Annotated in this window: 19 protein-coding genes; 12 read left to right on the plus strand and 7 right to left on the minus strand. The window is 46.1% G+C overall.

Annotated elements, in window-relative coordinates; translation table 11 throughout:
- Positions 1 to 26: 26 nt before the first annotated feature.
- Positions 27 to 2297 (plus strand): primosomal protein N', encoded by a 2271-nt coding sequence (locus tag ACLHG7_RS16100; RefSeq protein WP_410211979.1) that lies wholly within the window; start codon positions 27 to 29, stop codon positions 2295 to 2297.
- Between the two features lie 10 nt (positions 2298 to 2307).
- Here ACLHG7_RS16100 and ACLHG7_RS16105 read toward each other — a convergent pair whose 3' ends face one another.
- Positions 2308 to 2991 (minus strand): DUF4230 domain-containing protein, encoded by a 684-nt coding sequence (locus ACLHG7_RS16105; protein ID WP_410211980.1) that lies wholly within the window; start codon positions 2989 to 2991, stop codon positions 2308 to 2310.
- 321 nt (positions 2992 to 3312) lie between these two features.
- Between ACLHG7_RS16105 and ACLHG7_RS16110 the strand changes: the two genes are divergently transcribed.
- The 5 genes from ACLHG7_RS16110 (at position 3313) to ACLHG7_RS16130 (ending at position 10096) form a co-directional block, all read left to right on the plus strand.
- Positions 3313 to 5208, plus strand: coding sequence for a monovalent cation:proton antiporter-2 (CPA2) family protein (locus tag ACLHG7_RS16110; protein ID WP_410211981.1), 1896 nt, complete (start codon positions 3313 to 3315; stop codon positions 5206 to 5208).
- Between the two features lie 89 nt (positions 5209 to 5297).
- Positions 5298 to 6179 carry an Hsp33 family molecular chaperone HslO gene (gene hslO / locus ACLHG7_RS16115; RefSeq protein ID WP_410211982.1) on the plus strand — a complete coding sequence of 294 codons (882 nt, stop codon included), beginning with the start codon at positions 5298 to 5300 and terminating at the stop codon, positions 6177 to 6179.
- Between the two features lie 172 nt (positions 6180 to 6351).
- Entirely contained in the window at positions 6352 to 7338 is a 987-nt protein-coding gene (locus ACLHG7_RS16120) for a M14 family zinc carboxypeptidase (RefSeq protein WP_410211983.1), read from the plus strand.
- A 202-nt stretch (positions 7339 to 7540) separates the two neighbouring features.
- Positions 7541 to 8290, plus strand: a complete 750-nt coding sequence (locus tag ACLHG7_RS16125) for a DUF3761 domain-containing protein (protein ID WP_410211984.1) — start codon at positions 7541 to 7543, stop codon at positions 8288 to 8290.
- A gap of 126 nt (positions 8291 to 8416) precedes the next feature.
- Positions 8417 to 10096 carry a SulP family inorganic anion transporter gene (locus tag ACLHG7_RS16130; protein ID WP_410211985.1) on the plus strand — a complete coding sequence of 560 codons (1680 nt, stop codon included), beginning with the start codon at positions 8417 to 8419 and terminating at the stop codon, positions 10094 to 10096.
- On the opposite strand, the gene ACLHG7_RS16135 is transcribed toward ACLHG7_RS16130, so the two are convergent.
- The 3 genes from ACLHG7_RS16135 to ACLHG7_RS16145 all read right to left on the minus strand — a co-directional run bounded on the left by ACLHG7_RS16135 (position 10071) and on the right by ACLHG7_RS16145 (position 13592).
- The gene (locus tag ACLHG7_RS16135; RefSeq protein ID WP_410211986.1) at positions 10071 to 10715 is read right to left on the minus strand and encodes a fumarylacetoacetate hydrolase family protein; all 645 of its coding nucleotides are present in this window, start codon (positions 10713 to 10715) and stop codon (positions 10071 to 10073) included. The two genes, ACLHG7_RS16130 and ACLHG7_RS16135, sit on opposite strands and share 26 nt — an antisense overlap.
- Positions 10716 to 10787: 72 nt before the next feature.
- Entirely contained in the window at positions 10788 to 12104 is a 1317-nt protein-coding gene (locus ACLHG7_RS16140) for an AbiH family protein (protein WP_410211987.1), read from the minus strand.
- A 66-nt stretch (positions 12105 to 12170) separates the two neighbouring features.
- On the minus strand, positions 12171 to 13592 hold the full coding sequence (locus ACLHG7_RS16145) for an FAD-binding oxidoreductase (protein ID WP_410211988.1): 1422 nt from the start codon (positions 13590 to 13592) through the stop codon (positions 12171 to 12173).
- A gap of 106 nt (positions 13593 to 13698) precedes the next feature.
- Between ACLHG7_RS16145 and serA the strand changes: the two genes are divergently transcribed.
- Positions 13699 to 14931, plus strand: a complete 1233-nt coding sequence (gene serA, locus ACLHG7_RS16150; protein ID WP_410211989.1) for a phosphoglycerate dehydrogenase — start codon at positions 13699 to 13701, stop codon at positions 14929 to 14931.
- A gap of 173 nt (positions 14932 to 15104) precedes the next feature.
- Positions 15105 to 16085, plus strand: a complete 981-nt coding sequence (locus tag ACLHG7_RS16155) for a lactonase family protein (protein ID WP_410211990.1) — start codon at positions 15105 to 15107, stop codon at positions 16083 to 16085.
- Positions 16086 to 16107: 22 nt separating this feature from the next.
- Here ACLHG7_RS16155 and ACLHG7_RS16160 read toward each other — a convergent pair whose 3' ends face one another.
- Positions 16108 to 17124 (minus strand): zinc-binding alcohol dehydrogenase family protein, encoded by a 1017-nt coding sequence (locus ACLHG7_RS16160; protein WP_410211991.1) that lies wholly within the window; start codon positions 17122 to 17124, stop codon positions 16108 to 16110.
- Positions 17125 to 17411: 287 nt separating this feature from the next.
- Here ACLHG7_RS16160 and ACLHG7_RS16165 point away from each other — a divergent pair, with 287 nt between their 5' ends.
- The 4 genes from ACLHG7_RS16165 to ACLHG7_RS16180 all read left to right on the plus strand — a co-directional run bounded on the left by ACLHG7_RS16165 (position 17412) and on the right by ACLHG7_RS16180 (position 21455).
- On the plus strand, positions 17412 to 17861 hold the full coding sequence (locus ACLHG7_RS16165; RefSeq protein ID WP_410211992.1) for a hypothetical protein: 450 nt from the start codon (positions 17412 to 17414) through the stop codon (positions 17859 to 17861).
- Positions 17862 to 17891: 30 nt separating this feature from the next.
- Positions 17892 to 18386 carry a cupin domain-containing protein gene (locus ACLHG7_RS16170; protein ID WP_410211993.1) on the plus strand — a complete coding sequence of 165 codons (495 nt, stop codon included), beginning with the start codon at positions 17892 to 17894 and terminating at the stop codon, positions 18384 to 18386.
- A gap of 207 nt (positions 18387 to 18593) precedes the next feature.
- Positions 18594 to 19538: a lactonase family protein gene (locus tag ACLHG7_RS16175; protein ID WP_410211994.1), complete on the plus strand. Its 945-nt coding sequence runs from the start codon at positions 18594 to 18596 to the stop codon at positions 19536 to 19538.
- Positions 19539 to 19595: 57 nt separating this feature from the next.
- Positions 19596 to 21455, plus strand: a complete 1860-nt coding sequence (locus tag ACLHG7_RS16180) for a hypothetical protein (protein WP_410211995.1) — start codon at positions 19596 to 19598, stop codon at positions 21453 to 21455.
- 93 nt (positions 21456 to 21548) lie between these two features.
- Here ACLHG7_RS16180 and ACLHG7_RS16185 read toward each other — a convergent pair whose 3' ends face one another.
- Together ACLHG7_RS16185 and ACLHG7_RS16190 are read right to left on the minus strand one after the other, a co-directional pair.
- The gene (locus tag ACLHG7_RS16185; protein WP_410211996.1) at positions 21549 to 22313 is read right to left on the minus strand and encodes a sulfite exporter TauE/SafE family protein; all 765 of its coding nucleotides are present in this window, start codon (positions 22311 to 22313) and stop codon (positions 21549 to 21551) included.
- Between the two features lie 68 nt (positions 22314 to 22381).
- The gene (locus tag ACLHG7_RS16190; protein ID WP_410211997.1) at positions 22382 to 22957 is read right to left on the minus strand and encodes a GNAT family N-acetyltransferase; all 576 of its coding nucleotides are present in this window, start codon (positions 22955 to 22957) and stop codon (positions 22382 to 22384) included.
- Between the last annotated feature and the right edge of the window lie 11 nt (positions 22958 to 22968).

Below are 22968 nucleotides of genomic sequence, written 5' to 3' on the forward strand. Positions count from 1 at the left end.
TGGCATTCTGATTTCATCCTATCCCTATGAGCACTATTTTGGTGCAGGTTGCAGTACCTGTACCTCTCTTCGAACTTTTTGACTATGCTCTCCCTGCCGATGCTCAAGTGCCTACGGCAGGTTGTCGTGTGCGTGTGCCTTTTGGATCCCGCGAGCTGATTGGTATTGTGATGCAAACCAAGCCACTCCATTCAGAAAAGAATGAAACGGGTGAATCATCCATCACTGAGCACAAAATAAAATCTATTTTGGAAGTCATCGAGTTCAAACCGATTATTCCTGCAACCACACTAGACTTACTGATTTGGGCGGCTGGCTATTATCACTACCCATTGGGTGAAGTATTAAGTGCTGCATTACCAGCACTACTGCGGCAAGGACGCCATCTTGACTTACTCACCCAATACTGGCGCGTAGCCCCCGATGCAACTTCAGCAGAACTATCGCGGTCACCAAAGCAACGCAGAACATTCGACATTCTCAATCTCCACGATCAGCGCGGTGCACCGGAAAGCATCCTAATCCTGATGGGCGTTGAACGTGCCTCATTGCTGTTGTTAGAAAAACGTGGTCTGGTCGAATCCTTCATGCAACCGAGAGAACTGGTCAAGCATCCGGTAAATCTTGCACACATGCCATTACTTGCCAACGCTGAACAGCAATATGCAATAGACCAAATTCATGCTGTTTTAGGTAGATTTCAAGGCGTACTCTTGGATGGACTGACAGGAAGCGGTAAAACAGAAGTCTACTTACAGGCGATGCAGCCCGTGCTGGAGGCAGGACAACAAGTTCTCGTTCTGGTCCCTGAAATTGGCTTAACTCCGCAAACAATTAATCGTTTCAAAGCCCGTTTTCATGCAGAAATCGTGATGTTGCACTCAAACATGAGCGATGTGGCACGTCTACAGGCGTGGCAAGCGGCTTATACCGGGCACGCCAACATTGTGATCGGCACTCGCTCAGCCGTGTTCACGCCAATGCCTCACTTAGGCTTAATCGTCATTGATGAAGAGCACGATCTCTCCTATAAGCAACAGGATACCTTTCGCTATCACGCCCGTGATGTTGCTTTAAAGCGCGGATTTGATCAGAAATGCCCAGTCCTACTGGGTTCAGCAACATCATCTCTTGAAAGTCTCCATCTGGCTGCTGAAAAGAAGCTGTTGCATTTGCACTTAAACGAAAGAGCTGGAAATGCTGAGTTTGCGCGAATTCACTTAATCGATTTACGCAATAAAAAAAGAGAGAACGGCCTTAGCCAACCTCTTTTAGATGCCATCGCAACACGGCTAAAAGCAGATGAGCAAGTCTTGGTTTTTCTCAATAGACGGGGGTTTGCACCCGTTTTACTGTGCGATGCCTGTGGTTGGCAAGCAGACTGTCCCCGTTGTGATGCACACCTGACTGTTCACTACACACCAAGACAGCATTTACATTGCCACCATTGTGGATATCAAAGTCGCTTGCCAACCGAATGCCCTGCGTGTAAGTCAGTTAATTTGATTCCGACAGGCGCTGGAACGGCAAGGCTTGAAGAAACCTTGATGGGTCATTTCCCCGATCATCCGATTATTCGAGTGGATCGTGATACGACAAGTCGCGTCGGGAGTTGGGATAAAATATATCAACGCGCCAATCAAGCGGGTGCAGCAATCTTACTCGGCACACAAATGCTGGCTAAAGGACATCATTTTCCGAATGTTACTTTAGTGGCCATCGTCGATGTCGATGGTGGGTTTTTAAGTGTGGATTTTCGTGCCCCTGAACGCATGGCACAGTTGATCTTACAGGTTGCAGGACGTGCAGGGCGTGGTACCAAAACAGGACAGGTCTTGATTCAGACCCGTTATCCTGAAAATCCACTACTACTGACGCTCATTCGGCAAGGCTATGGGCAGTTTGCTCAAGAGATGCTACAAGAGCGAAGATCAGCAAGACTCCCGCCCTATCGACATGCGGCTCTTATTCGCGCGGAATCTCCCAATGCTGAAAAAACGGAAGTATTTCTAAAAGCCGCGATAGAAGCATTTAAAAGGGGTATAGAAGAATATCAACAACGATCTGGACAAATGATCTCCACTCCCCACGACCCCAATGGACTCGAAATTTGGGGTCCCATTCCGGCCCCAATGGAGAAGCGAGCGGGCGTTTTTCGGGGTCACGTTTTAATCCAATGCGCACAACGTAAACTACTGCATCATCTGATCGAACCATGGTGGCCCGCTATGATGCACCTTCCTGAACGCCGGGGCGTGCGAGCTTCCCTCGACGTTGATCCGATGGAGCTGTCCTAAGCTTTATCCATCATGTCCCTTCACACGGCAGTGGATTAGTCACATTCACCATCATCTCAATATTCATCGACTTTAACAACACATCAACCTCTTTGCGGGTACTTTCACTGCTGTTCTGCAAAATGCCAGACATACACGCATTGTGCTCCATTTGTTGACGCACCTCCTCTAATTGAGATTCAGTCATGGAAGTGCCTAGCTGTACGGCTGATTTCTGTCCTGTTTTGATGTCATAGGTCGAGACATCGTCCAAATGTACTGAAATCATTTCAGCAAGGGGAAGCTGTAAACTGGCCGGAGCTGATAGATTCATATTTGCACGGGTAAGCTCACTCAGATCCACACCTGCAAGAACAGTCCCTTGCACAATCGTCAACTGCTGCTGATTAGGCTGCCATAATGCACTGCCATCTTGAACACCCTTTTGCGGCAAGATCATTTGTGTGCTGTATAAAACGGGGACCAATACATTTAACTGCGGTAAGGTCGATAGTATTCGATCAGCGGGTGTCACCACGGGAGGACTATTCACAGCGGCGGCGACTGTCAGATCCTGAGATGAAGTACTTGCAGCATGTTGCTTATTGGCTTTAAAACCCAGATAAGAAATACCCAGCAACATGATAATAATCAGCGCAATCCACATCAAAAACTTTGAATGGATAACTGCACTTGGTAATACAGATTCTTTCATCAGTAACCGACACTCGATATATTAACTGTATTAAAGATATGCGTTTCTATTTAAAATAGTCGGCCTGTCCTTGACTCACATTGCTTTAGCATCTGAACAGATTTGATCGTTATAAAAATATAACATGATTTTGATAAGATCAAAAAAAGCCGTCCAACTTTGCACATAGTTGCATTCTAAGCACTCAAAAACACTATTCATTCTTATTATTTTTTGTAGCGTTTTTCATTTCGCCACAATCTGTTGGCATGACACTTGTTATCATTGAAGAGTATTAATAAATACACTTATTTGCGTTAGATTTTTTGGAGTTGCCTATACATGACACTTCTCGTGCAAGCCACCATTTTTTTAGGCGCCGCTATCTTACTGGTTCCACTGGGTCGTCGTTTTGGACTCGCGACGGTCTTGGGTTATTTGCTCACGGGTGTGGTTCTGGGCCCCAGTGGATTTAATGTTGCGGGGAATACCGAAGCCGTCATGCATTTTGCCGAATATGGCGTGGTCATGCTGCTGTTTCTGATCGGGCTTGAGTTGCAACCATCCAGACTCTGGGCACTACGTAAGCCCATCTTTGTACTGGGTGGCTTACAAGTTTTGGTGACAGGCGCGATTTTAATGCTCGTGGTATGGTTTATTTTTGGCGGAAAAAACACCAGTCTTTTTGGCATCAATCTTAAAAGTCAGCTGAGTACCAGCTTTATTATCGGTTTTGGCTTTGCACTGTCTTCTACTGCCTTCGTTTTGCAACTCCTGAGTGAAAAACATCAGCTCGCCAGTGCACATGGACGAGATGCCTTCGCCATTCTGCTCTTTCAAGATATTGCGGTGATTCCATTACTCGCCTTACTGCCCCTACTCAGCACCTCTGGGCTCCATGATGATGGCGAAGGGTTTAATCTGGTTTATTTTGCCAAAGTCATCAGTGTCTTTGTCGGTCTCGTGATCGCCAGCCGCTTTATTGTGCGCCCCCTATTCCGACTAATCGTGAGCAGCGGCGCAAATGAACTTCTGACGGCTGTGGCCTTGTTTTTTATTCTGGGCGTTGCCTTGTTGATGGATCAACTGAATATCAGTATGGCGCTCGGTGCCTTTCTCACAGGCGTACTCTTGGCTGACTCAGAATATCGCCATGAAATTGAAGCCAGTATCTTGCCTTTTAAAGGCTTATTACTGGGATTGTTCTTCATGTCGGTGGGCATGAGTACCAACCTTAATCTGATTGTCGCCGAACCGGTCCTCATTATTGGTGGGGCTCTGGGGTTGATGCTCTTTAAGTTTGCAACTTTGGTCTCTATCGCGCGTTTAATGGGTAATCGAGTCGCAACCAGTATCCGCCTCGGTGTTGCACTGGCACAAGGCGGTGAGTTTGCCTTTGTAGTCTTTAACACTGCCGTTTCACAAAAGGTCCTTGCACCAGAGATTGCCGAACCTTTAATTCTGATCGTGACGCTCTCTATGGCACTGACCCCATTGGCCTTTCTTTTACTTGAAAAATTCCTTGAACCTCAATTTGCCAAAGCACAACCGGGTCGGGAGTATGATGAAATTCCCAGCAATGAGCATCAGGTGATCATTGCTGGCTTTGGTCGAGTCGGTCAGATTGTAGGCCGGATATTACGTATCCATAAAATCGAATTTACCGCCGTGGAAAGTGATGTCCGTCAAGTCGATTTTGTGCGTAAATTTGGTAACTCCGTTTATTATGGTAATCCCAACAATCCAGAAATCCTACGGGCTGCTGGGATTGCACATGCCAGACTCTTTATCTTGGCGCTGGATAATGTGGAAGAATCTATTGCGACGGCAAAATACATCAGTCGCACCTATCCTGACGTCAAAATCATTGCACGTGCCCGTGATCGTACGCACTACTATCGCTTACGTGAAGCTGGCGTTGACATGGTATGGCGGGAAACCTATCTGTCCTCGCTCGGTATGGCACATGCATCCTTAATCGCACTGGGTTTTGAAGAAGAAGACGCAACAGAAAGCATCGAAATCTTCAGAGATTACGATGAAGAGCTTCTGGAAAGACAACAAGCCGTGTATAACGATGAAAGTAAGATTATTGAGTCCGCACGCGCTTCAATGGTTGAACTCGAAGGATTATTTGACAGCGACGCGCGTGAAGCCCGTAAAAGCGCCTCGGCTGAACATCACGAGCGTACTGATCGAATCAGCGTGGCACGCCGAGAGTCAAGTAATGGGTCATAACCCGCTGTCATCACATCAGGATGGATCTTGATAATTTCGGAATTCATCCCCATTTAAATCGCTTAAATCAGTTATTTTTAGAGAAGCCAATGACGTCAACCGATCATCGCCAACGTTTTTATATTGATAACAGTCCTGTACGTGGCGATATTGTTCATATCAATACAGCGCTTGAGACCATTTTGCAGCAGCGCACATATCCCAAAGCCATCGCACTGATGCTGGGTGAAATGTTGGCCGCCGCAGCACTTCTTGCGACTACATTGAAGTTTAGTGGCCGTTTAAGCCTGCAGGCACAAGGCAGCGGCGACCTCAAATGGGTCATGGCGGAATGTACAGATCAAGGTGAACTACGCGGATTGGCTGATTGGGATAACGAGGCTGATTTAAGTCACCTACATACCAGTGCCGATGCGCTTGCTGCGCTCACGGATGCTGTCTTATTTATCAATATCGAGCCCAAAGATGGCGAACGCTATCAAGGGATTGTGCCCCTTGAAGAGCACACCATCGCAGCTTGCTTAGCGCAGTATTATGACTTGTCGGCTCAAGTGCCCACCCAGATTTCTCTTGCCTGTGATGGTCAACATGCCGCTGGCCTTCTCATCCAACTCCTCCCACGCACTTCTGATGAAGAACAGGAGCGCGTCGATGAGGATTTATGGCCTCGCCTTACTATTCTCACCCAGACGATGACCTCTAAAGAGCTGATTGAGCTGCCAGCAAGCGAAATCTTGCACCGCCTCTATCATGAGGAAGATGTGCGCCTACCCGAATCAGAACCTCTGCAATTTGGCTGCACCTGTTCTCGTGAGCGCTGTATCGAAGCACTGGTACAAGTCGGTCAAGCTGCCGTCGAAGAAATCTTGGCAACGGATGATGAAATTGAAATGGATTGTCAATTCTGTAATACGGCGTATCGCTTTGGACCTGTCGAGGCCATGGCTTTATTTGGTTTACGGGTCAGCTAAACCAAATAAAAACCAACAGTGACTCCTAATGAATACTTAAAAGACTGAGTTAATGATTTAGCTCAGTCTTTTTTTATGAACATTCATGATCTTGTCATCGTATCTTGTCATATTGAAGTTTAGTATTGTCTTTATCCGATTTTTAAACCTTGTATTGCTCTGGATCACAAGCATGTTTGAAATTGCTGAATTCTCCCAACTTGATGTCATTCGTACGCACCCCCTAGTTCGCTCGCGTGTTTTAGCAGAGGTCGATGGATTGCCAATTTGGGAACTCAGTATTGGCAGCGAAGAGGAACAGGTGCCGACTCTCGGACTCTATGCAGGCATCCATGGCAATGAACGCATTGGATCGCAAGTGCTCTTGGCATGGCTTGAACACACACTAAGTTGTCTCGCTTGGGATAGTTCGCTGCAAGAACGCATCAAAAAAATGCGTATCGTCAGTATTCCGTTGATTAATGTCACGGGTTTGCAGCAGGGAACCCGAGCGACTTCTCAAGGCATAGATCTGATGCGTAATGCACCCATTGATGCGCAAGAGCCCTATGTCTGGCCACTGGCTGGACAAAAAGTTAGTCGTTTTTTGCCTTGGTATCGTGGCCGTACCTTGGCACCTGAGAGTCAGGCACTGATTGATAGTGTCATGCAGGCTCATCAAAAAGCCAGCTTCATGATGGCGATGGACTTACATTCAGGCTTCGGCTCTAATGATAGTTTATGGTTTCCTTATGCCGCAAACCGGATGCCGCCACCTCATCTTGCTGAGGCAGTCGCGCTCTGTGATCTATTCAACCAAAACTATCCGCTGCACGACTTCTATAAAATCGAACCGCAAAGTATTCATTACACCACTCACGGTGACTTGTGGGATTATTTGTATGATAAAGCCAATACAGCAAATGGCCCTCTACTCCTCCCCTACACACTAGAGATGGGATCATGGCTTTGGTTACGTAAAAACCCGCGCCAGTTCTTTCAGCGCTTTGGCTTGTTTCATCCAATGCTGCCCCACCGATTACGCCGAGTGCTGCGTCAGCACTGGACCATTCTCGACTTCCTTATGCGCGCGACCGCAGACTATGACCACTGGGTACCCGATGAATTATCACGGATGAGCTTGCATCAAGCAGGTATTGAACGCTGGTATCGATCATGATTTTTCTGCACAATTCGAACATTTATCAAACATTATTATTTGTAAATCATAAACAAAAATAAATCACATCAAGCTATTATCGCGCTAGGATCTCGATATGGTCATGATGACCAAGCACGTCAATGCTTTCGTCTTCCGCCAATGTTAATTATAGCTGTCCTTAATTTTTTGATAATCAATTTGACTTAAAGCGAGAACTCATATGAAAGCATTATTCGCATCTGCAGCACTTATGCTTGGCCTCATGACCACGGGTGTTTACGCCGCGGATGTTGCCACGCCAGCAACAGCCCCAACAGGTTCAACCGGTCTCTGTAATGACGGATCATACTACAATGGCGCTGCCAAAAAAGGCGCATGCCGTGGACATAAAGGTGTCAAAGACTGGTACGGTACAGGTACTGCCGCTGCTGCGGTAACCACAACCGCAGCACCTGTCGCGCTACCAAAGAAAACGACGGTGACCACCACAACTTCCGTTGCAGCAACGGGTCCTGCTCCAGCAGGTGCAACAGGTCTGTGTAATGACGGCACCTACTACACGGGTGCAAACAAAAAAGGCGCATGTCGTGGACATAAAGGCGTTAAAGATTGGTATGCGACAGCTGGTGCAACCACTGCTGCAACGACCACCGCAGCGGCACCTGCACCTGAAAAAAAAGGCTTCTCATTATTCGGTAAAAAACCAGCGGAACCTGCAGCAGCCCCTGCCTCAGCCGCAACTCCTGCACCAGCAAACGTAGCGGCTAAAGCGGCACCTGCTGCTGCAGTAACTGCCGGCGCGGTCGCTGCTGGTGGTGGCGCTGGACAAGTGTGGGTCAATACTGATTCAAACGTCTACCATTGCCAAGGTTCACACTGGTATGGCAAAACCAAACAAGGTCAATATATGACTGAAGCCGCAGCAAAAGCCGCTGGTGCACGTCCTGACCATAACAAAGCTTGCTCTTAATCAAATCCAGATTAAGCAGTAAACGCTCGTTCTGAAAAAACGCCGACATCCTTTTAAGATGTCGGCGTTTTCATTTATATTGATCACAACAAGAACAAACCCCTCAATGGATAGCCCACGCATATCATGACTAACCCCACTCAAAGCCTCATAGCCAAAACTTCGCGTTTTGCTGATCTTGTCGCTGGCCTTTCCATTGCAGGATTACTTCTGCCTGAAGCGGTGGCGTATTCCGGCATTGCGGGCATGCCACCTCAAGCGGGTGTCATTGCTTTGTTGATTGGACTCCTTTGTTATGGATTCATCGGGACGAATCGTTTTGCGATTGTCTCAGCCACGTCATCTTCTGCCGCCGTTTTGGTTGCGGCAGTTAGTTCGATGGCAGGCCCAGATCTATCTCTGCGTCTTTTACTGGCCAGCGGACTGGTTATTCTAACCGGTATTTTCTTTATCCTCGCATCTGTTGCAAAGCTCGGCGAAGCCTCAAATTTCATTGCTAAACCCGTCCTCCGTGGTTTTGCCGTGGGCTTAGCCATCACGATTGTGATTAAACAGTTTCCCAATATCGTCGCCATTCACCCAACTCATTCTGATATTTTTCGTTATGTGAATGATTTAATCATCGGGATTCCGCAGTGGAATCTGACCGGTTTATTGATCGCTGTGATCGCATTAACGCTGCTCAAAATTTTAGCGACATGGCGTGCGATTCCCGGGGCACTGATTGTGATTGCAGCAGGGATTGCGCTTGATATTTCTGGTTTTACCGCATTACACGGCGTTGCAGCTGTCGGCACAATTAATCTGAGTCTCAGTATGCCGACTATTCCAGACCTCAGTCGTGCAGAATGGCTGCGACTTGGGGAGCTTGCGATTGCCATGGTCATGATTCTATACGCCGAATCTTATGGCGCGATTCGCACCTTTGCCATTCAGCATGGCGACCCGTCTGCACCTAATCGAGACTTGATGGCGTTTGGCGTTGCCAATGTTGCTTCAGGTTTATTTCAGGGCATGCCCGTTGGTGCGGGATATTCCGCGACATCTGCCAATGAATCGGCTGGCGCACAAAGCCGCTGGTCCGGTTGGATTGCCGCGATCGTTGTGTTGATTCTGGTGCTAACTTTATTACCGTGGATTGAGCACACACCAGAGCCCGTCCTCGCAGCGATCGTGATTCATGCCGTAAGTCATAACATTAGCTGGCAGACATTCCGTCCCTATTTCCTATGGCATCGGGATCGAATTATTGTCATTTCAGCATTGGTTGCAGTATTGGTATTGGGTGTTTTGGATGGATTGCTAGCAGCGATTGGCATCAGTCTCATCATGATGCTACGTAATTTGTCAGAATCACGTGTGGCGTGGCTTGGGGAACTGGGGGACAGCCGTGATTATGTGGACATTAAACGTCATCCAGACGCCAAAACCTTGCCAAACATGCTGATTGCCCGCCCAGAGTCATCGTTATTCTTTGCTAATGCTGAACGTATTTTTGGCATGATTCATAATCAGGTACTGAGTTTGCCCGCCACTCAGATTGTGATTATTAGCTTTGAAGAATCGCCGAACTTAGATAGCACGAGTCTGGAAGCGCTTCGTGATTTTGCTGAGGCCATGCAGAAACAGAACATTAAGCTGCTCTTAGCGCGTGTCAAAGATCCTCTCAGGGATATTTTACTCCGCGCTAATTTTCCACAAATCCCAGCGTCCTGTTACGATCCACGTAGTGTCTACGATGCTGTTAGTGAGTCTCGAGCTCAAAATACCTCATCCACCACTAACGAACAAACGTCTTCCAGCTAACTGCGCCAAGCTGGGTGTCGAGTGTCATTTCCAACTGATCACCGGCATGCAGTGCCGCTACACCTGCCGGTGTACCCGTCATCACGACATCGCCTTTTTCTAGCGTAAAGGTATGGCTGATATGAGCAATCAGTCCGATCACATCAAACAACATATGTGAGGTCTCGCCGACCTGCCGAGTTTCACCGTTGACTTTGAAGGTATAACTTGCATTCTTATAGTCAGTAATGAAATCCGGTGCCAGCCAATCGCCAAGCACACATGAACCATCAAACGCTTTGGCACGCTCCCACGGGTAGCCTTGTTTCTTGAGACTATTTTGCAAATCACGCAAAGTGAGGTCCAGCCCTAAGGTTACGCCTGAGATGGCTGCGCGGGCTTGCACTTCATCCGCATCTTTTAGCGTCTGTCCAATCTGGATTGAGAGTTCACATTCAAAATGACACTCTCCCAGTCCATCTTTCCATACAACCCCCTCATCCAAACCGATTAAGCTGCTTGGGGGTTTGATGAAAAGAATAGGCGGCTCAGATAAAGGGTTAGGTACAGCATTACCGAGCTCTTTGGCGTGATCCGCATAGTTACGGCCAACACAGACGATTTTGGTGGGTTGAATCATTGTGCAACTCCTATCAAATAACTAGATGAGACAATTCAGACTAAAAATTTCCTAGAGTATACTTACTTAAACTTAAATCTCTGTGTTAAGTTTATAAATATCAGGTACTTTCTCAAAAAGTAACCATTTTCTCTTCATCCACTTCTCAATTAATTTTTTCCCAAGAATATGAAGAAGATTAGCAAGCATTGAAAATTTTGAAGACTCATCATGGAATAATATAACAACCTCAACATATAAATCATCATGTCTTTTGGTATTAAAAGAGAATATTTCTTTTATATACTCCTGATCAGAGACATCTAATGAATGCCCCCATATAACTATTTCCAACTTTGAAACAATGTCATATACAGCTTCAGGGTCCTTATGTTTAGTGAGCAAATGATGTTCTTTTAAAAATGAGTAATCGGTATCATTAAATAGTTTCTGATGATATTTTACAAATCCATAGGCTTTATGCTGCTTAAGTATATTATTAGGTAATTCACTTATCCCTAGTACTATTTTCTTATCTATACACCCCGCTTGCCCATGTAAGTAACTTACTTGGACTAGCTCTTTATAATTAATATAATTTGTTATAAAAGTTGACGTATAATTAAATGAGTATAACTCTATCAAGCCTTCAAATATATTAGATAAGTCGACAAAAGGTTTTCTTGAACTGAATTTTTTAATAATTGCAGAGAAATAAGTATCAAAAATTTCTATAAATGAATTTAAATCTTTTTTTAGTTCATCTAAAACTTTTTGATGCTTCAATCCAATTATTTCTTTTTTATAGAACGCTATAAAATCTGGGTTTAGTTCATACCAATCGGGTTCCTTTGCGATTCCTGCCCAGCTAATACTCCTACTTTTTTTAACATTTTCTTCCGACTTCTTATTAACTAAAAAATTAAACTGCCTTAATAAATCTGCTTTAGATCTTTCTATAAAGACGCAATGATTATTTCCATTTTTTATCTCACTGATTTCAAATGATGGGAAACTTCCGAGTTCTATCTTCTTTTTCTCAAACTCGTTAAGTAAGTAGCTAACTACTTCCAGCACCTCTCCAATCTTTGTTTCAAAATCGATCCAAGTATCGATCTCAACTAAGTGATCCTTAAAATATGCATACCACGAACTTTCTTTAAGTTTTTCCTTAATATCCTTAATTATATCAAGATCAAACTTTATAGACTCAACAGCATACAACTCTCTAGTTCGTCCAAAAAACCATTTCTCATCTAGAGCTAGCGCACCAAATAAATCTTCAAAACCTATTTCAGTCTTCTCATCTGATAACTGTTCAATTGCCTGCATCACACCCATAAAATGGTTATAGCTTGTGGGCAAATAATGGGCCAAATCAAAACCGTTTCCTATGACCAAAATCTTCATACTATTTTTATCTCAGGTTCATCAGAAAAAGGCGTACTTTTAATACGCCCTTAGTGCATCACCAACTTAAAAAATCTTCCCAGGATTCATAATCCCTTTCGGATCAAAGACTTTCTTGATTTCACGTAGATACTCAATTTCCACTTCATCACGCGTGTAATGGAGATAGTCTTTCTTGGTCATGCCTACCCCGTGTTCAGCAGAGATCGAACCATCATATTTCTGCACGGTTTCAAAGACATGCTTATTGACCACTTTACACTTTTCAAAGAATTCATCTTTAGTCAGATTGGCAGGCTTTAAGATATTCAAATGCAAATTGCCATCCCCAATATGACCAAACCAGCAAATTTCAAAGTCTGGATAGAACTCAGTCACAATCGCGTCAATATCTGCAATGAATGCAGGCACATGAGTGATCAAGACTGAAATATCATTCTTATACGGAGTAAATGGCGCAATCATCTCGCTAATGTCTTCACGCAAGCGCCATAAAGTCGCGGCTTGAGTCTGATTTTGACTCATCACGCCATCAATCACCCAACCCTGTTCCATACAATGCTCAAAGGTCTGCATCGCGTCATCCACCACCGCTTCAAATTTACCCTCAAACTCAAGCAACACATAGAATGGGCATGGTGATTCAAATGGACGTGGGATTCCGGTATGGGCAATGACCTTTTGAATCGCGAGTTCATTAAAGAACTCAAAAGCGGTCAGGTCCAGACGATTTTGGAAGGCTTGTAAAATATGCATCACCGCGGCAAATTCGGGGACACCCAGAACTAAGACACGTAAATCCTGCGGCTGACGTTCTAGCTTGATGTCCACTTCACAGACGATACCCAGTGTGCCTTCCGCACCAATCATCAGATGACGTAAATCATAGCCGGTAGCATTTTTGATCATGCCTTTATTCAAACGCAGGATATCGCCTTTGCCGGTCACAACCGTCATGCCCAGTACCCACTGACGGGTCATACCGTATTTGATGACTTTAATCCCCCCAGCATTGGTGCCAATATTGCCACCGATCTGGCTGGAACCGGCTGACGCGAAATCTACCGGATAGTACAAACCTTGCTCTTCGGCAAATTGCTGTAATTGCTCAGTCACCACACCCGCCTGAATCCGCACCATACGATCTGCAGGCATGAAATCAATGACTTTATTCATGCGATCGAGACTAACCACGATCTCGCCATTGGCCGCAACAGCTCCCGCTGACAAGCCAGTACGACCACCACTTGGGGTAATGGCAATGCCAAACTCATTGGCCAGCTTCACTACTGCTTGCACTTCAAACGTATTGGCCGGGAAAACCACGACCGATGGATTAGGCTCGAAATGCTTGGTCCAGTCCTTACCCCAGTTTTTCAAGGTATCGCTATCCAGATGCACACGCGCCTCGCCCACAGCTTGCTGTAAACGGGTAATCAACTCAGGCGGCAAAATCGGGGTTGTTAAGCTGTTTTGTGGCGCATTCATGTTAGAAAACCTATAAGGAGGGTCAAGCAATCAAAGATTGTAATATGTTACCATAGCCGCCTATTTTGTGGCGAAGCACCAATTGCGTTAATTTTGAGAGCACATCATGAGTCAGCAGTTTTCTTTGGAAAAAGATAAAATCCGTTTCTTGCTTCTTGAAGGCGTTCACCAGACCGCCCTCGATGAGCTCCATGCAAATGGCTACACCAACATTGACTATCGCAAAACCGCACTGGACGAAGATGCGCTGATCGAAGCGATCAAAGACGTGCATTTCTTGGGTATACGTTCCCGCACCAACGTGACCGAAAAGGTCCTTGCTGCCGCTAACAAATTATCTTCTATCGGTTGTTTCTGTATTGGAACCAACCAAGTTGACTTAGATGCAGCACTCGCACGTGGTGTCCCTGTATTTAACGCACCCTATTCTAATACTCGCTCAGTCGCTGAACTGGTACTCGGTCAACTGATTCTGTTACTGCGCGGTATTCCTGAAAAAAATGCATTGGTGCATCGTGGCGGCTGGTCAAAATCTGCAGAAGGCTCATACGAAGCGCGCGGCAAGACCTTAGGCTTGGTGGGTTACGGCTCGATTGGTTCACAGTTATCTGTTTTGGCTGAATCACTGGGTATGAAAGTGATCTACTTCGACGTCGTCACCAAGTTGCCTTTAGGTAATGCACGTCAAGTCGGCAGCATGGATGAGTTGTTATCTTCTGCCGATGTCGTATCCCTGCACGTGCCGCAATTGCCATCGACCAATAACATGATGGCCGCAGAACAGTTTGCCAAAATGAAAAAAGGCTCAATCTTCATCAATGCTGCACGCGGTACGTGTGTGGTGATTGATGACTTGGCAGCGGCTATCGAAAGCGGCCAATTGGGAGGCGCAGCAATCGACGTCTTCCCGAAAGAGCCTAAAGCCAACGACGAAGAGTTCTTGTCTCCACTGCGTAAGTACGACAACGTGATTCTGACTCCGCATATCGGTGGTTCAACCCTTGAAGCGCAGGCTAATATTGGTCTAGAAGTTGCTGATAAGTTTGTACGCTACTCTGATAGCGGCGCAACCATCACTTCGGTCAACTTCCCAGAAGTTTCGATTCCGAAGCAAGAAGGCACACATCGTCTGCTGCATATCCACAAGAACGTCCCCGGCGTATTGTCTGCGGTCAACACATTGTTTGCGCAAAACAACATCAACATCTCTGCACAAAGCTTGATGACTAAGGGTGACATCGGTTATCTGGTGATGGATGTAGATGATGATGACTCTGCTCGCGCATTTGAAAAACTGCAAAGCGTAGAGGGCACCATGCGCGTACGCGTACTCTACTAATCAACGAATGATGTCAAAAAAACCTCACAAAATGTGAGGTTTTTTTATGGCCATAACAAAGCTGTTGCAAAAAAATACGATCTAATAACGAGGCACTCAAAATCTGGATGCAAAACACCACTATGATGGTACTTAATCTGATCAAAATATGCCGGGTAAGGGAAACAAACTCTATGAGAAAACTAGCATTAGTTGTGAGCTTATCCATCCCGCTCTTCATTGCCGCATGTACAAAAACCACAACAATTGGTCATGCCTACTTTGTCAGTCCTGCAAATAGCAGTATCTACGATTATAGTATTCGTCAAAATAATTCGAGTACAGGAAGCAGCAGTACGACGGAGAATACCCTCACGTTGCTATCAACTCTTGCGCTGCCGACCACCGGCACCGATTTTTCTCTGGCATCAGACTTAGCGGGTAAATACCTGCTGGTTGCTAACAATACAACGGGTGCACTCAGCACCTACACTATTGACGAAGCAGGGGCATTGTCCACCTCTGCAGTCGCCACACTCAACTCACCGAGTGGTGCAAATCCTATCGGGCTCACGATAGATGCCGCAGGTCGTTATGTCTATGTCGCGAATAGCGGCACAAGCAATAACTCGATTACGCAATACACCCTAGATAGCACTGGGGCATTAAGCCTCAATAGCACTCTAAGCTTATCCAATACCATTCCCAATGCCATCGTCAGCAACCCGAACAAACAAGTGGTCTATGTTCTGACCGGAAATACACTGATCTCAACATATACTATCAGTAGCACCGATGGCACGCTCTCACTGGCCTCTACAGCAGAGTCTCCAGTGTCCACAGTAGGCGCTTATGATCTAGCGATAAGCCCGAATGGACAGTATGCCTATGTCGTCACAACAACAGGCATACATCAATACAGTATTGCGTCGGATGGTGGATTGACAGAAGTTTCGACACCGGTTGCTCTCGCCACTGGCACGGCACCCTATACCATTGCGGTTGATCCTTCCAACCAATCCGTCTATGTCACCAATACAGACTCAGCCAACATTTCGGTCTACGCCATCGGAACGAATGGCGCGCTCACTTATCAGTCGGCGATTGCAGGGTCTGCCAGTGATATCAGCTCACAGGCCGTCAACAATCGCACCGAGCCACAAGCAGCGAGCTGATGTAACGGCTATAAAACCAAGATCAGAACCCTTCAAGAACAATCTTGCCTTTTGCCTGCCCACTTTCAATGAAAGCATGGGCACGGCGTAAATTTTCCGCATTGATCTTGCCAAAATTTTCACCCAAAGTCGTTTTTAACACACCTTGATCAATCAGATCAGATACGCGGTTGAGCAAATGATGCTGCTCAATCATATCGGCTGTATGAAATATCGGACGGGTGAACATCAGTTCCCAATGCAGTGAAATCGACTTCCTTTTCAGTTGCATAATATCCAATGGTTTGGCTGGATCATCAATGAGTGCTAGACGCCCTTGCGGGGCTAAGGAGGCAACAATTTGATCATAATGCTGATCGGTTTGCGTCAAACTTGCGACAAAAGTCACTTCAGAAATACCAATACGCTCTAACTCTTCAGACAACGGTTTACTATGGTCGATGACATGATGAGCGCCCAGTGCTTTGACCCACTCGGTGGTTTCTGGACGCGAAGCCGTGCCAATCACAGTAAGGCCAGTAAGTTGCCTTGCCAATTGCGTCAAGATTGAACCTACACCGCCCGCAGCACCAATAATCAAGAGTGTTTGACCTCGATCGGCCTTGCCTTCCACCACTTGCAGACGCTCAAATAACAATTCCCATGCCGTAATACTGGTCAAAGGCAATGCCGCAGCCGCCGCAAAATCAAGACTATGAGGCAAGCGACCAACGATACGCTCATCAACCACATGATGTTCACTATTACTGCCCGCACGAGCAATCGAACCTGCGTACCACACGCGATCATTCGGCTTAAATAACGTGACTTTAGGACCCACCGCTTTAACGATACCCGTTGCATCCCAGCCCAGCACTTTGTACTCACCAATGGGTGGTTGTGCATTTTTACGCACCTTGGTATCCACGGGATTCACCGAAACCGCACGAACCTCAACCAACAAATCATGATCACCAATGAGCGGTTCAGGCAGTTCAATATCCAGTAACGACTCTGGATGGTCGATCGGTAAAGACTGACTATATCCAACTGCTTTCATCATCAAACTCCATATTTTCATATCACCCGATACATTAATATAAAATTATTAAAAGACATGTCTTTTTTTGTGAATTAGAACGTGACTCTCCTCTGTTCTTCATCCCTATCATAAGATTCCAAGCAATCAACTTAACCTAATGGAAAATTTAGGTTATTCTCTTACGATATAACAATTTAGTCCAAAACAAATTGTTGCTCATTGATAGCGATCTTTATTTTTTAAAGGATTTTATTGTGCTTCGATTCCATTTATTTCTACTTACCATTACTGCCTCAATCAGCATAATGGCAAATGCTGCAGATCAATACACTTTACATCAAGAAACACCGACAACAGGATCCAATATCCCCGCAGTCACCGCGACAGGTGATATTGATTTCAATAAACGCTATGCTGATTTAACGCCAAACGAAGTCGCTTATGTAAAAAATCAATATGAGAAACTAGGCGATCAAGATGAGCCGCCTTACCCAATAAATGGCATGAAACCGCTCATGAATGATATTGTCAGAATTCAGAGCGTCGTGCTGGCCAGTGGCGACTTGTTTGCAACCGTCAGTATCGATGCAAAGGGCGATGGACAAAGCGTTAAGTTTTATCAGATTCCAGATCCAGAAATGACAAACCCCATCGCATTTGTCCTGCTAAAAGCAAAATATAAACCTGCGCTTTGTTCTGGGCAGCCTTGTACGATGGACTTTCCGTTCAAAATGAAATTTAAAGTCAAACTATAGTCTTGATTAAGATTGATGGAGATTACCGCTGTGGCAGAAAGAAACTCTTCGATCAATGCCGATGGCATCTTTGAGCCGTTTTCCACAGATGAAGCACCTTGGGAGGAGTTTGCTCATGGGCAACGCTTTGCCAGTCGCTTCAAACGACTCGATAAATTTGGCGGGGGAACACATGTCGGCGTATGTCTTGAAGAGCTTGAGCCGGGCAAACAATCGGGTCCTGCGCATTACCATATGCTCGAAGAAGAGCACCTTTATATTCTTGAAGGCAGCCTTACTCTACGTCTTGGTGACAAAACATTTGAGCTTTCAAAAGAGGATTATGTCTGCTTTCCTGCGGGTCAAAAAGCAGGGCATACACTGATCAATCACAGTGACACAACCTGCCGCTATCTCATCATTGGAGAGAAAAGTCCACATGAAGTGACCCTCTATACCGACAGTGGGCGTATTCAGGTTCGTTTGGTTCAAGAAGGCTATGATCAGTCCAAAACCATGGAATACTGGGAAGGTGAAGACAATTAGAAGATTTACAATCTCATCCTAAAAAAGAACCATCGAGCAACACATCCCTCAAAGTACATGTTTAAAGCCTCTCTAGCATGAGCCCATCGACAATGAATGCTCAAGTTTTGCCATGCATTGCCGGACTCAAACACAGATTACATCTCAAGACGCCCTCAATATCGGCAAAGAGTGTTTCTGCTAGATCTTTTTACGCCGGGGGATGAAATGATGAAAAAAATAACGATTTTAGTGGGCTTAACAATGCCGCTGTTTTTAGCAGCGTGTGGCAGTGGTTCAAACAGTACAACGACTTCCGTACCAACGGTAGGGCATGCGTATTTAGTCAATCCAACCAATAGCAGTGTCTATAACTATAGTATTGGCAATAATGGTGCCTTTACCTTAGCGTCTACACTCCTGTTACCCACATCGGCTTATGGTTTCGCCATTGCTACAGACCCAACGGGTCAATATGCCTTTGTCGCCGATAATACGACTGGGACGATCTTCAGCTATACAATCGGTAGCAATGGTGCCCTGTCTACAATGCCGTCTGCAACGTCCAGTTCTCCAGCAGGTGAATATCCCTCAGCACTCGCCATTGATCCTACAGGTCAATACGCCTATGCCGCTAATGGCGCCAGCGACAATGATTCGGTTTCAGAATATGCCATTGGAACTAATGGCGCATTGTCACTCCTCACCACGCTGGATCTCTCCGGTGCTAGACCCAACGCCATTGCTGTGAACCCAAAAGGACAATATGTGTATCTGGTGACGGGCAGCTCCCTCATTTCTGAATATTCCATTACTGCGAATGGCACACTATCCCCCGTTGCCACCTCACCAATGACGGCAACAGGAGCCTATGGCATCACCATCGATCCTGCAGGTCAGTACTTATACGCGGCAACTTCTGCGGGTGTTTTTGAATACTCCATTGGTTCGAATGGCGCATTGTCTCCCATCTCAACCCCTGTGACCGTTGTCGGCAATGCGCCCTATTCTATTGCTGTAGACCCGACCGATAAATTCGCATATGTCACCGATACCGGTAGCAGCAATATCTCGGTTTACTCCATCGGCTCTAACGGTGCATTGGCACCAATGCCCGCACTATCAGCCCCCGCGACCTATATTTCCTCTATCGCCATTACCAGTCATTTGTAATCAAAAAGCGCTTTGATCAAATGACCGAATCACCTTACAGAATAGAGAACCTCCATCATGTTAAATTTACGATCCATTGCAGCGTTAAGCGTCATCACCCTCTCTTTAACCGCATGCGGTGATGGCTCGGACTCGAGTAATCTCGGTGTCTTGCAAACCAGTCTAATCAGTGGAACCGCAGCCACCGCAAATGGCCCCATTACCAATGCCATGAATGCCACGGTAACACTCAAAGACTCTTCTGGTCCCGCCAAAACAGCAAGCACAACAGTGGATAGCCAAGGACATTTTGCTTTTACCTTAGACCAAGTCGAAGGGTTTGCAACACCATGGATGATTGAGGTGAGCTATCAAATCGGTGGAACCACCTATTACCTGCACTCCGCAGTCACCTTCGCGGATTACGCCAATAGTAACGCAACGGTCAATGTCACCCCTCTCACCGATGTGATTGTCGGAAATATTGTAGGCAATGATCCCCACAGCGTATTTGCCAATGGTGGTTTTGCTGCGGCATTAACCTCTACAGCACTCACCAGTGGTGTCCAATCATTAAATACCCTACTGCAGCCGCTCTTTTCAGGAATAGGCATCACTTCAACCAATCCTGACTTACTCCATCAGGCCTTTACGGTTAATCACACGGGGCTAGATGCATTGCTTGATGCGGTTCACGTCAACATTGATCCGCTGAGCAAAACAGAAGTGATCACCAATGCGCTGAATGGCAGCTCAATCAGTGGCACGCTCAATGCACCGCCGACAACACCCTTGTCTACAGTAGGCAGTGCCAGTCTCAGTGACCAGCAATCCATCGCTTCTTTTTTGAATAGTTTAACCGTAGTATTTGCCGATCAGCCCACCTCAACATCCTCATCATTATTGGCGTTTTTTGATCAAAGCAATTTTGTACAAGACGGCGTATCACTCTCCACGTATTTGCAAAAGACTATAAGCAATACTCAAGTCACTGGGGGATCACTGGCGTTTACTGACATTGTATTAGCCAGCACACCCTCCTTTGCAACACTACCGACGGGTGCGAGTAGTCCCTATAATGTGAGTTTTACAGCGATCCAGAATAATAAACCGACGGGTCGCTATAGCTATATTATTTATAAAACGAGCGCTGGTACTTGGCGTATTTTAGGCAATCAGCAGAAAGCCAAGATTGATTTGAAGGCGTTTGAAGGCGACAACAACAACACCCTCTGCAGTGGTCTACAACTGCACATCACCGATAATGGTGCGTTTAAAGACAGTAGTAATAATCCCTTGTCAATTAGTTATGCAACGGTTACAGGTCTAGGCATCGATTCGAACCTGCTATTCTTCAACAATGGCAGCTCAACCACCCTAACACTTGCCAACGGCGATGTCAGCAGTTATGCCGGAACAAATACCAAACCTGCAACGAACTGCTATAGCAATGTATACGCCATGGATGATGCCCATATCGGTCAAATTAACCTGTCGAGCCTACCTGCAAACTATACAGTGACTCTCTATAATGTAACGGGCGCACAGACAACAACATTAGCAACGTACCCAGTCCAACTGTTTGCGCCCCCTCTCACCTCAACAGATCTCACAACAACCATTTTCCCAAGCGCTCTGAATGTATCCCCCGCGCTCCCCGCTTCCGCAGCAAGTGGTACGCCACTCACTGTGAGTTGGACCGTGCCTTCTGCCAATACGACCCTGATCACCAGTAATAACTTACTTCCGAGCACCTTATGTGTGTCTGTCAGTGGAACAGCCGGAGGAGGTCAAAGTTTGACGAATATTCCACTCGGACAAACGCAAGCAACCATCACACCACCTACCACAACGTCACCCAATGCAGGGAAAATAACAGTCAGCTACATCGACTCTTTCTTCCGGAATATCTGGACAAGCCCAGCATCTGGTTTTTAGACCCGTTCGAAGCCACCACCGTAAGACAAAGCCCAGTCATACTGGGTTTTGTCTTATATCTGACTCAATTACAACTATCGTTGTAGAGCACAGCTATTTCAGCATCCCCCAACCCATCTTACCGATTAAACCTATCAGCAAGACTAAAAACAACACCCGCACAAAGCCGGCCCCATGCTTCAATGCTAGTCGCGTACCCGCCAACGAACCGATGATATTACACGCCGCCATGATCAGTGCGATCTGCCACAGCACATGCCCAGTTGGGACAAAATACAAGAGCGCCGCAGCGTTAGTTGCCACATTGACCAATTTAGACGCAGCGGAAGCATGCAGAAAATCAAATGAAAATAGCCGAATAAATAAAAAAATTAGAAAACTTCCTGTCCCTGGACCGAATACCCCGTCATATAAACCAATCGCACCACCGGTCAAAATACCCAGTAATTTCTCTCGCCGCCCCACGACTAAATGGGTATGTAATAAACCAAATTCCTTTTTATGAAAGGTATAGATCGCCATGATGATCAGCAGAACAAAGACTACGGGCTGCATAATGGACTTTGGAATCAAGGACACGATCGCCGCACCCGTGAATGACATGACAAATGCAGCCAGCATTGCAGGAATAATCAGAGCCCACGGTAACTTTACACGGCGCACATAAGACCATGCGGCAGAGAGCGTCCCGGAAATTGCAGCAATTTTATTAGTACCAAAAATCGTTGCGGGTAAAGCGTTCGGCAGCGCATTGAACAGCGCAGGAATTTGAATCAGGCCGCCCCCGCCAACCACCGAGTCAATCAATCCGGCACAGAAGGCAAAGAAACCGAGGAAAATAAGATCAGGGGGTTGCATAGGCAAAAATACAGCAAGATGAATAACGCTATGATAGCGTTAAATTGACCGAATGGTGTGCATACTGACTACCAGAGTTCACCAATGCGCCACTCGGCAGAAAGACTATCTTCTATTGAAAGATTAGGCGTCGTACCTAAGCGATGAATCATGACTGCATCATTGGGCGTGGCAATCAACTGTCGATCCTGACGAATATGCAAAGCCCCTTGCCAAAGCTCCCACCCCAAACGCGCATAAAATGCAGTATTCTCAGGGTATAAAGCGGCCAATTGATAACGCGAGGCAGGAACCTGTGGGTCAATGAATTGCAGTTCATCATTCTGGATATAGTCGATCAGGAACTTGAGTAATTGCGAGGCCAGACCTTGTCCTTGTCGGGTGGGCTCAGTGGCAACATATTCGACATAAGCCGTCTTAAGGGGCGTCCCTTGGCCCACAACTAACAAGCGATCTACCCAGAGTGCATGTGACACGATAACCCCATCATCACGTCCAATCACATGATAGGCCGAATTCAGATAGTCATAGTCACACCAGACATCTTCTGCATATGCACGCGTGCATAAATCTCGAATAGCCTGATGATCAGATCGTGTTAAATCGCTTGCCGGAATAACCTGAAGCTCAATAAGTGTATGCATCTACTCGGCCA

The organism is Aquirhabdus sp. (assembly GCF_046462495.1).
Taxonomy (GTDB): domain Bacteria; phylum Pseudomonadota; class Gammaproteobacteria; order Pseudomonadales; family Moraxellaceae; genus Aquirhabdus.

Bases quoted from the DNA above. Each gene is read 5' to 3' on its own strand.
- ACLHG7_RS16145 (WP_410211988.1), bottom strand. From the start codon at position 13,592: ATGAATGCGCCACAAAACAGCTTAACAACCCCGATTTTGCCGCCTGAG.
- ACLHG7_RS16110 (WP_410211981.1), top strand. From the start codon at position 3,313: ATGACACTTCTCGTGCAAGCCACCATTTTTTTAGGCGCCGCTATCTTA.
- ACLHG7_RS16190 (WP_410211997.1), bottom strand. From the start codon at position 22,957: ATGCATACACTTATTGAGCTTCAGGTTATTCCGGCAAGCGATTTAACA.
- ACLHG7_RS16185 (WP_410211996.1), bottom strand. From the start codon at position 22,313: ATGCAACCCCCTGATCTTATTTTCCTCGGTTTCTTTGCCTTCTGTGCC.
- ACLHG7_RS16140 (WP_410211987.1), bottom strand. From the start codon at position 12,104: ATGAAGATTTTGGTCATAGGAAACGGTTTTGATTTGGCCCATTATTTG.
- ACLHG7_RS16120 (WP_410211983.1), top strand. From the start codon at position 6,352: ATGTTTGAAATTGCTGAATTCTCCCAACTTGATGTCATTCGTACGCAC.
- ACLHG7_RS16130 (WP_410211985.1), top strand. From the start codon at position 8,417: ATGACTAACCCCACTCAAAGCCTCATAGCCAAAACTTCGCGTTTTGCT.
- serA (WP_410211989.1), top strand. From the start codon at position 13,699: ATGAGTCAGCAGTTTTCTTTGGAAAAAGATAAAATCCGTTTCTTGCTT.
- ACLHG7_RS16180 (WP_410211995.1), top strand. From the start codon at position 19,596: ATGTTAAATTTACGATCCATTGCAGCGTTAAGCGTCATCACCCTCTCT.
- ACLHG7_RS16175 (WP_410211994.1), top strand. From the start codon at position 18,594: ATGATGAAAAAAATAACGATTTTAGTGGGCTTAACAATGCCGCTGTTT.
- ACLHG7_RS16100 (WP_410211979.1), top strand. From the start codon at position 27: ATGAGCACTATTTTGGTGCAGGTTGCAGTACCTGTACCTCTCTTCGAA.
- ACLHG7_RS16125 (WP_410211984.1), top strand. From the start codon at position 7,541: ATGAAAGCATTATTCGCATCTGCAGCACTTATGCTTGGCCTCATGACC.
- ACLHG7_RS16105 (WP_410211980.1), bottom strand. From the start codon at position 2,991: ATGAAAGAATCTGTATTACCAAGTGCAGTTATCCATTCAAAGTTTTTG.
- ACLHG7_RS16155 (WP_410211990.1), top strand. From the start codon at position 15,105: ATGAGAAAACTAGCATTAGTTGTGAGCTTATCCATCCCGCTCTTCATT.
- ACLHG7_RS16165 (WP_410211992.1), top strand. From the start codon at position 17,412: ATGGCAAATGCTGCAGATCAATACACTTTACATCAAGAAACACCGACA.
- ACLHG7_RS16160 (WP_410211991.1), bottom strand. From the start codon at position 17,124: ATGAAAGCAGTTGGATATAGTCAGTCTTTACCGATCGACCATCCAGAG.
- ACLHG7_RS16135 (WP_410211986.1), bottom strand. From the start codon at position 10,715: ATGATTCAACCCACCAAAATCGTCTGTGTTGGCCGTAACTATGCGGAT.
- hslO (WP_410211982.1), top strand. From the start codon at position 5,298: ATGACGTCAACCGATCATCGCCAACGTTTTTATATTGATAACAGTCCT.